This is a genomic window from Acidovorax sp. sif1233 (genome assembly GCF_019218755.1).
Taxonomy (GTDB): Bacteria; Pseudomonadota; Gammaproteobacteria; order Burkholderiales; family Burkholderiaceae_C; genus Acidovorax.
The window spans coordinates 874539-888376 of the sequence record NZ_JAHUWZ010000002.1 but is presented as its reverse complement, the minus strand read 5'-3'; the positions used below and the strand labels follow the sequence as shown (position 1 = coordinate 888376).

The window sequence follows — 13838 nt, the reverse complement described above, 5'->3', positions numbered from 1 at the left end:
ATGATTGGCTCTAGAACTGCAATGGAACATGATGTCCGGAGTTACTGCGCAAAGATTGGCACGGACCCGCTGCTGGTTCAAGGAGCTGGAGGGAACGCTTCTTGGAAGGAAGGCGATACGCTTTGGATTAAAGCTTCTGGAACTTGGCTGTCAAATGCTGAAAAGGAAAATATCTTTGTTCCGGTTGACTTGAGCGGGCTGAATGCGGCCATTGCGCGGGATTGTTTTTCTGAAACACCCAGAGTTGTAGGAGATTTCACACTAAGGCCTTCTATTGAGACCATGCTGCATGCATTAATGCCGCATCGAATTGTCTTGCATCTGCATGCCGTAGAAGCCTTGGCGCACTTGGTTCGAAAAAATTATCTTGATGATTTACAGGCCCTCTTGAGGAGAGTTGTTGATTTTGCGGCGATAGAGTATCTGAAGCCGGGAGAGTGTCTTGCGCGTGCGACGGCAAAGGTTTTGAGGGGCCGCCCGGACGTGAATGTAATATTCCTGGCAAATCATGGCGTAGTGTTGGGAGGAGAGAGCATCGCGGAAATCGATGATTTGCTTTCTAACCTACTGACGTGCCTTAGGTGTGAGCGAATTATGAAGGATGCTGAATTTCTGCCATTTTCTGCGGCTAGTGCTGTATCTTCTTATATGCCCGTCGATGACATAGGGATTCAGCAATTGGCGCTGGATGACAGGCTTTTTCGTAGACTGCAATCCGACTGGGCCTTGTATCCAGATCATGTCGTTTTTCTTGGACCTGTTGCCCACGTCTACGCATCGGGTGAGACTTTTCAAAACGAAAATTGCCATAGCGATTCTTCTCCTGAAATTGTTTTTATTAATGAAAAAGGAGTTTTTGCCAAGTCGTCGTTTACACAAGCAAAAAAGGCCCAACTTCGGTGTTACTTCGATGTCTTGGTGCGGCAGCAACCCGAATGTAAATTGAATGTTCTGACAGGCGACCAAATTGCGGAGTTGTTGAACTGGGATGCTGAGAAATATAGGGTGACTCTGGCAAAAAGTGCGACAAATGTGAGCTCTCGTCCGGTATGAAAAACGTGGAGCGACTTCGCCAAATGCGTGATGAGTTGTTCGCTGTCAGTGCATTACCGTCACGCGCCGATCTGAGTCCTGATCGGCGCCCCGGGTGGTTGTTTTCTGCCTTAGTTTTGCTCTACTTGATGGGCCAATTGGTGATGCAGCCTAACTGGATGCTGGGCGGTGAAATGTGGGCCGAGATGGCTACCAACTACTATGCTCACGCCGATTCACCATCAGTTTTGCATAAGCTGTTTTCAACGGATGCCGGGTACATTCCCTTTCCTCAGCGGCTGCTTGCTTTTTTGGGAAATCAATTTAGGATTTCCGCCGCCTGGATTCCATATTTCTATACTTGGTCATCGGTTTTGCTTTCGGCCATGTTGGTTGGCGTATTTTGTTTGGCGCCTTTTAGGAAATTGGCAAGCAGTGACTTGCTGCGTTTTTTTGTCGCATTTTCGGTATTGGCAGTTGCAGATTTTGAAACAAAGACCTTTATAAATTTTAGTTATTTTGCTGCTTTTTTTGTGGCAATTGTCACTGCGCTTGCATTGGTAGATGTGGCGGATGAGAGTCCGTGGTGGGCTTGGTTCGCGCCCATCTTTATGTTGTCTAAACCTGCGCTTCTCGCCGCTTTGCCCGCAATGGTTATCGTGGCGATTGTCAGTCGATCTAGGTTTCGCATGATCGCATTCGCCGCCCTTTTGATGGGATTGATCCAATGCGTGCAAATGATCATCAGCTCTCAGTCAGGTGTCATGCCGTTTAGGGAGAACGAGGTAGTTTTGGGGGTGAAAATACTCGCTGCCATTAAGTATTTTTTAGGCTTTTTGGGGATTTTCGCGGTAGGCCCAATTTTGGTGCTTAAAAAATCCATCTTCATGCTTGTGGGATTGATTATTCTATCGCTCAGTTTATATTTGATTGTTTTGAGAAAATCTACTGCCAATGCATTGATTTTGGTTGGGTTGTGCCTTTCGTTTTTTAACTTCCTGTTGAACGCTTTTGCATTGAGTGATTCATGGACCGTCAATGCGGTGAAGCTGTTGGGTATTCCGATTTATAGGCATACCATTGTTGGTTTTTTTGGATCGATTTTGTTGATGTGTGGGGTGTTTTGTCATCTCGGTCGCATGCTTGAGATGCATTGGGATCTGCGTCTCTCGAAGAAGTTGGTGGCGATTTTATTTTTGATCTGGTTCGTTTCAGTGGGTTGGTTCGCATTTTCGATTCGTACGAGTAAAGAACCTCTCTCTCCCACCATAGGTAATTCTCAGTGGCAAGTGCTGGCGCCTGCGATTGAGGATGGGACTACGCCGCTTTGTGTTCCGATAAACCCGTGGTGGAAAAATGCGAATTGGATTTACCAAAGAGGCTGTACTTCTCTGAATCCGCCACCAGCGTGGGAAGATGGGCACCTTCGGGTCAAGGAGAACCGCATTTTTCAAAGCGAGCCGCCCGCAGTTTTGCTAGATAAAAATGTGGTTTCGGCAGCTGTGCTCGTTAAACCGACGACGGCAGGAATGCACTTGGTAGAGGTGAAAATGCGCGTGCAGCTGAAAAGTGGAGATGTCGAATATTTTTCGGGCTCCCGCGAGGTTGATAAGGAGGGCGGATTGATTATGTTGATTGGAAGGCGTGTAGTTGCCGGTAACGAAATTCAACGGGTTAATATAGAATTTAATTTACCTCTTGATGTCGCACGCGGTGTGAGAGACTCCGGCGATTTCCCAGGTGTTGCCTGGATGGGAAATTAGTTAATTTGCGAAACACCCATCTCTGGATGGTTTTTTTATTTGCGCAAGGAATTTCTGTCGGTGAGGTCTTTCGCTTTCCCATTAACCACTGGGCGAACCGAGCCGTGCTTTGAATTGGCGAAGCGCCATCACGTAGCCCCTAAGCCATAAAGATGGAGAGGGCGCTTGCGCCTCCATCCCTCAAGGGGGAGGCATTGTTTTTCCTGTGACTGATCTTGGCCGCACCGCGCGGCTTCTGCGCATCCGCTTCGGGCCGATTCTGTGCGTGCTCGTCACCTCGCTAGCCGTTGCTTTCGTCGCTATCTGCCTGCCGGTACACAGCAAGCGTTGCAAGCGCACGCAGCAATAGTGCCAGTCGTTGGCCGCGCTATGGCGTATCACCGCACGGATCGCTGCCACTTGAGGTAGAACTACGCGGTGATCGGCTTCACGGTGTGAATGTGCCGGCTGCTGTGTTTGGTAGGCTGCGACCTTTGGCAACCCGGTGCGCATGGATGGCGAGATGGGCTGTCCACGACGGAGGGGGAGCCGTTAGTTGGCAGCTTATTTTTGCGGGAACTGACTCTCGCGCTGGAAGAAAGCGGTACACACCGATCCCTCCACTAGTCACTAGTTGTACCACTGGTCTCAGCTCCGCAGTCGCTGCCGATGACCCCTGCCGCTTTTGAATATTCGAGGTTGGACCAATGCTGCCCCCTCCCAAGGAGGCAGAGGCACCATCATCGGTGGTCACCCAGCACTACGACCTTGCTATTTCGCCAATACTTCGTACTGCAGCGAAGTACTTGCGCTGAGCTGGTACGGCGGCGCGTGTCGCCCCCCGCAGCCAAGTCGGGCAAATGCCGGATGCGCGGTTCCGGCGCGGCAGGTCCGCAAGCGCTGCGAGTGCTGGTCGCGGCGCTCAAGGCACCGCACGCGGTCAGGCGTAGTCGGACACCGGGATGCAGCTGCACGCCAGGTTGCGGTCGCCCCACACGTTGTCCACGCGCCCCACGGGCGACCAGTACTTGCTGCTGCGCAGGGCGGCCACGGGATAGGCGGCGGTCTCGCGGGCGTAGGGGCGGGTCCACTGCGCGCCCAGCAGGCTTTGCGCCGTGTGCGGCGCGTTCTTGAGCGGGTTGTCGTCCTGCGGCAGCGCGCCATTTTCGATTTGCCGGATTTCCTCGCGGATGGCGATCATCGCGTCGATGAAGCGGTCGATCTCGAACAGCGTTTCGCTTTCGGTGGGCTCCACCATCAGCGTGTTGGGCACGGGGAAGGACAGCGTGGGCGCATGGAAGCCGTAGTCGATCAGGCGCTTGGCCACGTCCTCGGCCATCACGCCGCTGGTGTCCTTGAGGCCGCGCAGGTCCAGGATGCACTCGTGCGCCACATGGCCGTTGGCCGAGGCGTAGAGCGTGGGGTAGTGGTCCTTCAGGCGCGCGCTGATGTAGTTGGCGCTGAGGATGGCTGTCTCGGTCGCGGCCTGCAGGCCCTCGGCACCCATCATGCGGCAGTACATCCAGCTGATGGGCAGCACCGCGGCGTTGCCCAGCGGGGCGGCGCTGACGGGGCCGACCTTGCCGGCGCTCGGCTCCAGGGGCTGGTCGCCACGGCCGGGCTGGCCGGGCAGGTAGGGCACGAGGTCTTCCACCACGCACACGGGGCCCACGCCGGGGCCGCCGCCGCCATGGGGAATGCAGAAGGTCTTGTGCAGGTTCAGGTGGCTCACGTCGCCGCCGAACTCGCCGGGGGCGGCCACGCCCACCAGGGCGTTCATGTTGGCGCCGTCCACGTAGACGCGCCCGCCGTGGCTGTGCACCAGGGCACACAGCTCCTTCACCTGGGTCTCGAACACGCCGTGCGTGCTGGGGTAGGTGATCATCACGCAGGCAATGTGCGCGCTGTGCAGCTCGCACTTGGCCTTCAGGTCCGCCAGGTCCACGTTGCCATTGGCGTCGCAGGCCGTCACCACCACCTGCATGCCCACCATCTGGGCACTGGCGGGGTTGGTGCCGTGCGCGCTGCTGGGGATCAGGCAGATGTTGCGGTGGCCCTCGCCCTGGGCCTCGTGGTAGGCCTTGATGGCCAGCAGGCCGGCATATTCGCCCTGCGAGCCGGCGTTGGGTTGCAGGCTGATGCCCGCGTAGCCGGTCGCTTCGCACAGCCAGGCACGCAGCTGTTCATCCAGTTCGCGGTAGCCCTGGAGCTGGTCGGCGGGGGCAAACGGGTGCACGCCGGCGAATTCGGGCCAGGTGATGGGGATCATCTCGCTCGTGGCGTTGAGTTTCATGGTGCAGCTGCCCAGCGGGATCATGCTGCGGTCGAGCGCGAGGTCCTTGTCGGATAGCTGGCGGATGTAGCGCAGCATGCCGGTTTCGGAGTGGTGGGTGTTGAACACCGGGTGCGTGAGGTAGCTGCTGGCGCGGCGCAGCCCGGCGGGAATCAGCGGCTCCACGCCGTGCTCGAACGCCTCGAAGGTGGGCAGGACTTGGCCGTCCTGGGCGAAGATCTTCCACAGCAGTTCGACATCGGCGCGCGTGGTTGTCTCGTCGAGCGAGATGCAGAGGTAGTTTTCGAAGTAGATTCGCAGGTTGGCGCCCATCTGCACTGCGCGAGCAGCTATTGATTTGGTAGCGCCGTCGGTTTTGAGCGTGAGCGTGTCGAAGCAGCCCTGGGGGCGCACAGGGGCGCCCAGCTGCGTGAGTCCCCTGGCCAGGATGGCCGTGTAGCTGGCCACGCGCTGCGCGATGCGTTTCAGGCCGTCCGGGCCGTGGTACACGGCGTACATGCTGGCGATCACGGCAGGCAGCACCTGCGCAGTGCAGATATTGGACGTGGCCTTTTCGCGGCGGATGTGCTGCTCGCGCGTCTGCAGCGCCAAGCGGTAGGCGGGCTGGCCGTGCACGTCCACGCTCACGCCCACCAGGCGGCCGGGCAGGCTGCGCTTGAACTCGTCGCGGCAGGCCATGTAGGCGGCGTGCGGGCCGCCCGCGCCCATGGGCATGCCAAAGCGCTGGGTGGTGCCGACCACGATGTCGGCGCCGTATTCCCCCGGGGGCGTGATGAGCGTCAGGGCCAGCAGGTCGGCGGCCACGATGAAGGCGGCTTGCTTGGCATGCGCCTTGTCCACATCGGCGCGCAGGTCGTCGATGCGGCCGCTGGTGGCGGGGTACTGGGCCAGCACGGCGAAGTAGTCGCCGGCCAGCAGGTCGTTCCATTCCTCGGCGGAGTTGGCCAGGCGCACTTCCAGGCCCAGGGGCCTGGCGCGGGTCTGGATGACTTCGATGGTCTGCGGGTGCGCGTCGCCGGCCACCACGAACACATTGCTCTTGCTCTTGACCGAGCGCCTGGCCAGGGTCATGGCCTCGGCGGCGGCCGTGGCTTCATCCAGCATGGACGCGTTGGCGATCGGCATGCCGGTCAGGTCGCACACCATGGTCTGGAAGTTGACCAGCGCCTCCATGCGGCCCTGCGAGATCTCGGCCTGGTAGGGCGTGTAGGCGGTGTACCAGGCGGGGTTTTCGAGAATGTTGCGCAGGATGACGCCCGGCGTGTGCGTGTCGTAGTAGCCCTGGCCGATGAAGCTCCGCAGAACCTTGTTCTTGGACGCCATTGCCTTGAGTTCGGCCAGCGCAGCGGCTTCCGTGGCGGGCCGGGGCAGCGACATCGCGCGGCTGCGCGCGATGGAGCGCGGCACGATGCTCTCGATGAGCGCGCTGCGCGAGGCTTCGCCGATCACGGACAGCATGTGGGCTTCGTCGGCTGCGTCGATGCCGATATGGCGGGGCAGGAACTCGGTGGTGTTCTCGAGTGCGGCGAGGGTGGGCAGGGGGGCTTGGGAGGTCATCGGCGGCGGCACAGTGCAAGGAAACACATTGGCCCGGCCGGGAGGCGCCGGGCCGCGGGGCATCGGAGGGTCAGGCGTTCTTGGCGAACTCGGCGTAGGCGGGTTCGTCCATGAGCGCATCGAACTGCAGCATGTCCGTCACATGGACCTTGAAGAACCAGCCGGCACCCATGGGATCGCTGTTGGCCAGCGAGGGGTCGGCGCGCAGTGCTTCGTTCACTTCGACGACTTCGCCGGTGACAGGCATGTACACGTCGGCCGCGGCCTTCACGGACTCGACCACGCCGGCCACGTCACCCTGGGTGAAGGTCGTGCCGACCTCGGGGAGGTCCACGAAGACCACGTCGCCCAGGGCGTCCTGGGCATGCAGCGTGATGCCCACGGTGGCGGCTTCGTGGTCGGAGATGTCGATCCACTCGTGGTCCTTGGAATACTTGATGGTCATGGGGGAAGCTCCAAAAAAAGGGGTAAACAGAAAAAGTGCCGATGCCAGCCGCCACTTTAGCCGGGCTGGGGCGGTTGCAGAGGGTCAGCCGCGGTGGTAGCGCGCAGGCGTGAACGGCATGGACACCACCTCCATGGGCACGGCCTTGCCGCGCACGATGGCGTTGACGCGCGTGCCGACGGCGGCAAAGGCTGGCGCCACGTAGCCCATGGCCACCGGCTTGTCCACGGTGGGACCCAGCAGGCCGCTGGTCACTTCGCCGATCTTCTGCCCGTCGGGGCCTTGCAGTTCGGTGTGCTCGCGCACGGGCACGCGTTCCAGCGCGACCAGGCCCACGCGCTTGCGTTGCAGGCTGGCGGGGTTGTCGATCTGCGACAGCACCTTGTCGGCACCGGGGAAGCCGCCCGCGCGCGCGCCGCCGGTGCGGCGCACCTTCTGGATGGCCCAGTTCAGCGCCGCCTCGGGCGGGGTGGTCGTGGTGTCGATGTCGTTGCCGTACAGGCACAGGCCGGCTTCCAGGCGCAGCGAGTTGCGGGCGCCCAGCCCGATGGGCTTGACCTCGGGCTCGGCCAGCAGCGCGCGCGCCAGGGTTTCGGCCTGGGACGCGGGCACCGAGATCTCGAAGCCGTCCTCCCCGGTGTAGCCGCTGCGGGTCACGAAGCAGTCGCAGCCCGCAATGGAAAAGTCGCCACCCGTCATGAATACCAGCTTTTCGACGCCGGGTGCCAGGCGCGCCAGGGCGGTGACTGCCTGCGGGCCTTGCAGCGCCAGCAGGGCGTGGTCGGGCATGGGGATGACGTCGCAGCGCTGGCCGATGCGTGCCTGGATGTGCGCGATGTCGCCTACCTTGCAGGCGCCGTTGACGATGACGAACAGGGTGTCATTGCCCTGGTTGAAGAACATCAGGTCGTCGATGACCGTGCCTTCGTCGGTGAGCAGCAGGCCGTAGCGCTGCTTGCCCACGGGCAGGTCGATCACGTCGACGGGCATCAGGGTTTCGAACGCGGCAGCGGCGCCGGGGCCGACAAGCTTGAGCTGGCCCATGTGCGAGACGTCGAACAAACCCGCCGCGTTGCGCGTGTGCAGGTGCTCGGCCATCAGGCCGGCAGGGTACTGCACGGGCATGGAGTAACCCGCAAACGGCACCATGCGGGCGCCCAGCTCGGTGTGCAGGGCGTTGAGGGGGGTGGTCAGCAGCGGGGCGGTAGGGGTGGTCAAGGCGGACTCCGGGGCAAATGGTGGCCGCGGCCCCATGGGTCGCGGGATTTGCCCTGCTGTCCGCTTTACCTGAGAGATTCACCGCAGCGCCCTGGCTGGCCGCGCGGCTTGCTCCTTCGGTGGATGGGTGCCGTGCTGCACGGTCCATCTCTCTCCAGCAAGGGAACGCCCGCATCACTGCGGGCGGTTGCCAGTCCTTTTGCCTGAGCGTTCGGCTGCTGCCTGCGCCTTCGGCGGCCCCTTTCGTTGATGGGAAGGGGCTCTCTCCTGACGGCCGCCAGTATATCCGCTGGAAGAAGCCGCGCAGACGCTATTTGATGAACCCGAGCACCTTCGGCAGCCAGGTCGACAGCTGCGGGATGAAGGTCAGCACCACCAGCACCACGCCATGCGCCCACAGGAAGGGCACCAGCTCGCGCACCAGCTGCGACATCGGTACGCGCGAGACGTTGCAGGTGACGAACAGCAGCCCGCCCACGGGCGGCGTGATCATGCCCAGCGTGAGGTTGTAGATCACCACCATCGCGAAGTGGATGGGGTCGATTCCCAGCTTCACGGCCACGGGCGCGAGGATGGGCGCCAGCACCATCACGCCCGGCAGCGGCTCGATGAAGATGCCGAACAGCAGCAGGAAGATGTTCACGATGATGAGGAACATCCACGGCGAGAGGTTCATGCCCACCAGCCAGTCGGCCATCTGCTGCGGAATGCCCTCGATGGTCAGGATCCACGCGAACGCGGCCGACAGCCCGATGATGATCAGCACCGAGGCCGACAGCAGGGCCGAGCGTGCCAGGATGTCGGGCAGCGCCTTCCACTGCAGCGTGCGGTAGACGAACTTGCCGCACACCAGCGCATAGAACACCGCCACCACCGAGGCCTCGGTGGGCGTGAACCAGCCGGCGCGCATGCCGCCCAGGATCACCACCGGCAGCAAAATGGCGGGCAGCGCCTTCCAGGTGGTCTGCAGGATCTCGGCCAGCGGCGGCATCCGGCCGTCGCCCTTGTAGTTGCGCTTCTTGGAGACGTGGAAGTTCACGACGCACATGGCCACCGCGATCAGCAGGCCCGGCAGCAGGCCGGCCACGAACAGCGCACCCACCGACACCGTTTCATCCTGCAGCGCATAGATGATCATGATGATGGACGGCGGGATGATGGGCCCGACGATGGCCGTCGAGGCCGTGAGAGCCGCCGCGTACGAACGGTCGTAGCCGGCCTTGTCCATCATGCGGATCAGCATCGACCCCGGCCCCGCCGCATCGGCCAGCGCCGAGCCCGAGATGCCCGAGAAGAAGGTCAGCGAGACCACGTTGGTGTAGCCCAGCCCGCCGCGCTTGTGGCCCACGAACTGCCCGGCAAACCTCAGCAGCACCTCGGTCAGCGAGCCGCCGCTCATGAGCTCGGCCGCGAGGATGAAGAAGGGCACGGCCATCAACGGAAAGCTGTCGATGCCGGTGAAGGTCTCCTTGAGCAGCACCATCAGCGGGTAGCTCTCGGCCAGGATCAGCGTGGCCGCGGTGGCCAGGCCCAGCGCAAACGCCACGGGCACGCCCATGGCCAGGAACAGGCAGGCCGAAACGATGAGGATGATGGACGCGCTCATAGGGAGGCACTCGCATTCGCATCGAAGTGTTCATCGGCCGCAAAGTTGCGGTCGAGCACGTAGCCGCGCACGATGAACAAAAAGTGCACGATCAGCAGCACGCCGCCGATCAGCATGGCGCTGTAGATGTAGGCGAACGGGATCTGCGTCACGGCCGTCATCTGGAACATGGTGCGCTGCATGTACAGCCAGCCGTACCAGACCATGAAGCCGAAGAAGGCGAACAGCAAGGCCGCGACCACGGCACGCAGGGCGATGGCGCCCGCGCGGGGCAGGGCATCCTGCAGGTTCTCCACCGCGATGTGGCCGCCATAGCGCAGCACGGGGCCGGCGCCCAGGAAGGTCAGCCAGATCATCATGTGGCGCGACACCTCCTCGGCCCATTCGAGCGAGTTGTGGGTGACGTAGCGCATCACCACGTTGGTGAAGATGATGATGGACATGGCCGCCAGCAGCAGGATCAATGCCCAGCGGTTGGCGGCCAGAAAATAGCGTTCGAAGGTTTTCACGGGACGGTCTTGGACAAGGGCGTGCAGGGTCAAAGCAAAAGCGCCCGGCGCCTTGTGTGGGCCGGGCGATGCGGGGCGCGGGTCAAGAGCGGCTCACACAGCCCAGCGAAGCGGTCCTGGCTAGGCGTTGCGTCGCAGACAGTACAACCAGTACGGCAAGACGCAACAACGACGCCAGGAGGGCTGTGTGAGTCGCTCAAAAGAGTTAACGAACGTCCTGGATCTTCTTGATGTTGTCGGCGCCGAACTCCTTGGCGTAGCCCACATAGGCGGGCTTGAGGGCTTCGCGGAAGGCCGCGCCGTCCACCGTCTTGGTGACCTTCATGCCTTGCTGCTCCAGCAGGGCGATGCCGTTGTTCTCGTCGTCGTTGACCTTCTTGCGCTGGGCCACCGAGGCGCTCTTGGCGGCATCGGTAAAGACCTTCTTGTCCGCGTCATTGAGCTTGTTCCAGACCTTGGGCGAGAGCAGCAGCAGCGCCGGCGAGTACACGTGGCCGGTGAGCGACAGGTGCTTTTGCACCTGCGAGAACTTGGCCGACAGGATCACGGGGATGGGGTTCTCCTGGCCGTCCACCGTGCCCTGCTGCATGGCGCCGAACAGCTCGGGGAAGGCCATGGGCGTGGGCAGGATGCCGAAGGTGCGGTAGCCGTCCATGTGCACCTTGTTCTCCATGGTGCGCATCTTCAGGCCCTTGGCGTCCTCGGGCTTGACGATGTCGCGCTTGCTGTTGGTCATGTGGCGGAAACCGTTCTCCGTCCAGGCCAGCGCGATGATGCCCTTGCTCGGGAACTTGGTCAGGATGTCCTGGCCGATGGGGCCGTCCATCACCTTGCGCGCATGGTCGTAGTCGCGGAACAGGAAGGGGATGTCCACGATCTTCACTTCGGGCACGAAATTGCCCACGGGGCCGGTGGAGGTGTTCACCAGGTCCTGCGTACCGAGCTGGATGGCCTCGATCTGCTCGCGCTCGCCGCCCAGCGCGGAGTTGGGGAAGTACTGGCACTTGTAGCGCCCCTGCGTGCCCTTCTCGACTTCGTCGCAGAAGACCTTGGACCCCACGCCGTAGTGCGAATCGGGCGCCGTGGCGTAGCCGATCTTGAGCGTGGTGGTCTGCGCGCTGGCGGTGGCCATCAAGCCGAGCGCAAGGCCCAGGCCCGCAGCGAGGGAAGTCAATTGCATGGTGTCTCCTGTGAGTATGTTTCTTGCCGCGCCCCCTTGCACGCACCAGCGGAAAGGGTGCTGGCAGCATGGGTTGGCGGTCCTGAAAATTATGGCGCTGCAGCATGGCCCGGGGCATCGGGGTTTGTGCTGGTAAGCGTGCTTATTAACGCGCAGGAAGGAGGCAATCGTCGCCGAGGCGACAAAGGCAGGCTGCTGGCCTGGGCCAGGCAAGGGGGAGGGGGAAGGGGGCAGCCGGGCGGCCGCGAAGGTAGGTGCTTGCTTGTCAAGCGCCCCGGTCTGGCGGTAACCAGTCCGGGGCCCTGTCAGTTTGTGCGCTCCGGTAAGAGCGCCTTGATGTCCAAAGTATGCGCTGCAAGGCGCAGCAGTTCTTTCCATCTTTCGCTTGAATTTTCAAATTTGCAGAAAAATTTGCTGCATATGGTGATATTCATGAATAATTGTGGCCATGGACCGCCTTGACAGAAAAATTCTCGCTGTGCTTCAGGGGAACGCCCGTGCCAGCCTGCAGGAGATCGGCCAGGCGGTGGGCCTGAGCGCTTCGCCGTGCTGGGGCCGCATCAAGAAGATGGAGGAGGCCGGTGTCATCCAGGGCTACACCGTGCGCATCAACCCGCAGTCGCTGGACCTGGCGGACATGGTGCTCGTGCAGGTCACGCTGGACAGCCATTCGGACAACACGCTTGAAAAGTTTGGCGAAACGCTGGCCAGCATTCCCGAGGTGATCGAGGCGCATCTGGTCTCCGGTGACTATGACTATCTGCTGCGCATCGTGGTCAAGGACACGCGCGACTACGAGCGCCTGCTGCGCGAGAAGCTCTACAAGATCAAGGGCATACGCCACAGCCGCTCGAGCTTCGTGCTGCGCACGCTCAAGAAGGCAGACCTGCCACTGTTTGCGGGCTGATTCGCCTCAGCGTGGCGCTGCAGTGCAGAGGGAGGGGTTCGGACATCGATGGTCCTGATCCGTGTCGTCCATGCACTGCGCTGGCGGCGCGCCATGCCCTGGGTCAGCAGGCGTTGCGTCGTGGCCTCTTTTTTCCTGCCGGCAAAAAGTGTTGTGGAGTCGGCCGTTGCAGAATGGCGCCGTTTTTGCACCGGACGGCATGACGCCACCCAGCCTGGCGCGCTCCTGCGCACCACGGCGGTGCGCGCGCCCCGTCAGCCATTCGTCAGTGATGCCCTGGGACCCCTCGCCATGAACCTGCGTTTCGTCGAAGCCTTCTACTGGGTGGCCTCCCTCAAAAGTGTCACGCGCGCCGCGGAAAAGCTGTTTCTCACGCAGTCGGCCATGTCCAGCCGCATCGCCGCGCTGGAGGAGGAGCTGGGTGTGTTGCTGCTGGACCGGCGCGACAAGCACTTCAAGCTCACCGTGGCCGGCACACGGTTTCTGACCTACGCCAAGCGCATGCTGGAGCTGCAGCGCCAGCTCAAGACCGAGATGGGATCGGGCGGGCCGCTGGAGGTGTCGATCCGGCTGGGCGCCATCGAATCGGTGCTGCACTCCTGGCTCATTCCATGGGTGGAGCAGCTGCGCAAGGACAACCCCTTGCTGGAGCTCGAGCTCACGGTCGAGTCCACGCCCGTGCTGCTCGATCAGATCCGGCGGGGCTCGCTCGACGTCGTGTTCGCGGCGCTGCCTGCATCGGCCGACGGCATGCGCAGCCAGGCGGTGACGCCCATGGAGATGGTGTTCGTGGGCAACGGCAATATCCACCGCAAGCGCCGCTATGTGCTCGATGATTTTGCCGACACGGACATCCTCACCTTCCAGCGCGGCTCGCAGCCGCACGTGTACCTGCTCGACACCTTTCGCAATGCGCAGGTGGAGCCGCGCCGCGTGCACACGGTGTCGTCCATTTCGGCGATGGTGCAGCTGGTGCAGGGCGGCTTCGGCGTGGCCACGCTGCCGCGCCTGGCGGTGGAACGCATGCTGGCGTTTCCAGACCTGCGCGCCCTGGCGTGCGACACCGTGCTCAAGCCCCTGCCCATCCACGTGAGCTACCGCGAGGATCCTTCCTCGCCCGCGATGGAAGCCATCGTTCGCTCCTCGATCGACTTCATCGAGAACATCCAGCCGGGGCCCAAGGGGCCCACCCGCACTCCCCGCAAAAGAAGCAGCGCCCCGCGGTCCTGAGAGGCACAGGGCACCCGAGCACAGGCGTGCCACTCCACGGCCCAGGGCCATGCATCTGCGGATGCCGCAGTGCCTCGGTGTCGCCATCGCAACCGTCCCCGTGGCGGGCGCTCCACAAC

At 61.9% G+C, this 13838-nt stretch carries 10 protein-coding genes and 2 riboswitches; of the genes, 4 read left to right on the top strand and 6 right to left on the bottom strand.

Annotation, left to right across the window (positions count from 1 at the left end; translation table 11 throughout):
• Positions 1 to 1053, top strand: coding sequence for a class II aldolase/adducin family protein (locus tag KW843_RS11460; protein WP_255594715.1), 1053 nt, complete (start codon positions 1 to 3; stop codon positions 1051 to 1053).
• A gap of 23 nt (positions 1054 to 1076) precedes the next feature.
• A complete protein-coding gene (locus KW843_RS11455) occupies positions 1077 to 2795 on the top strand; it encodes a hypothetical protein (RefSeq protein ID WP_218295225.1) in 1719 nt (572 codons plus the stop codon).
• Positions 2796 to 3714: 919 nt separating this feature from the next.
• Here KW843_RS11455 and gcvP read toward each other — a convergent pair.
• From gcvP to KW843_RS11425, 6 genes are all read right to left on the bottom strand, one after another.
• Complete coding sequence (gene gcvP / locus KW843_RS11450; protein WP_218295224.1) at positions 3715 to 6624, bottom strand: aminomethyl-transferring glycine dehydrogenase; 2910 nt, start codon at positions 6622 to 6624, stop codon at positions 3715 to 3717.
• 70 nt (positions 6625 to 6694) lie between these two features.
• On the bottom strand, positions 6695 to 7069 hold the full coding sequence (gcvH, locus tag KW843_RS11445) for a glycine cleavage system protein GcvH (RefSeq protein WP_218295223.1): 375 nt from the start codon (positions 7067 to 7069) through the stop codon (positions 6695 to 6697).
• An 84-nt stretch (positions 7070 to 7153) separates the two neighbouring features.
• Entirely contained in the window at positions 7154 to 8323 is a 1170-nt protein-coding gene (gcvT, locus tag KW843_RS11440; RefSeq protein WP_218295222.1) for a glycine cleavage system aminomethyltransferase GcvT, read from the bottom strand.
• 10 nt (positions 8324 to 8333) lie between these two features.
• Positions 8334 to 8455: riboswitch (glycine riboswitch) on the bottom strand.
• A gap of 13 nt (positions 8456 to 8468) precedes the next feature.
• A riboswitch (glycine riboswitch) is annotated at positions 8469 to 8567 on the bottom strand.
• 30 nt (positions 8568 to 8597) lie between these two features.
• On the bottom strand, positions 8598 to 9893 hold the full coding sequence (locus KW843_RS11435; RefSeq protein ID WP_218295221.1) for a TRAP transporter large permease: 1296 nt from the start codon (positions 9891 to 9893) through the stop codon (positions 8598 to 8600).
• Positions 9890 to 10402 carry a TRAP transporter small permease gene (locus KW843_RS11430; protein ID WP_218295220.1) on the bottom strand — a complete coding sequence of 171 codons (513 nt, stop codon included), beginning with the start codon at positions 10400 to 10402 and terminating at the stop codon, positions 9890 to 9892. The genes KW843_RS11435 and KW843_RS11430 overlap by 4 nt, the downstream gene beginning before the upstream one ends.
• 205 nt (positions 10403 to 10607) lie before the next feature.
• On the bottom strand, positions 10608 to 11582 hold the full coding sequence (locus KW843_RS11425; RefSeq protein WP_218295219.1) for a TRAP transporter substrate-binding protein: 975 nt from the start codon (positions 11580 to 11582) through the stop codon (positions 10608 to 10610).
• A gap of 448 nt (positions 11583 to 12030) precedes the next feature.
• Here KW843_RS11425 and KW843_RS11420 point away from each other — a divergent pair, with 448 nt between their 5' ends.
• Both KW843_RS11420 and KW843_RS11415 read left to right on the top strand, forming a co-directional pair.
• Positions 12031 to 12489 (top strand): Lrp/AsnC family transcriptional regulator, encoded by a 459-nt coding sequence (locus tag KW843_RS11420; RefSeq protein WP_218295218.1) that lies wholly within the window; start codon positions 12031 to 12033, stop codon positions 12487 to 12489.
• Between the two features lie 291 nt (positions 12490 to 12780).
• On the top strand, positions 12781 to 13719 hold the full coding sequence (locus KW843_RS11415; RefSeq protein ID WP_255590818.1) for a LysR family transcriptional regulator: 939 nt from the start codon (positions 12781 to 12783) through the stop codon (positions 13717 to 13719).
• Positions 13720 to 13838 lie beyond the last annotated feature (119 nt).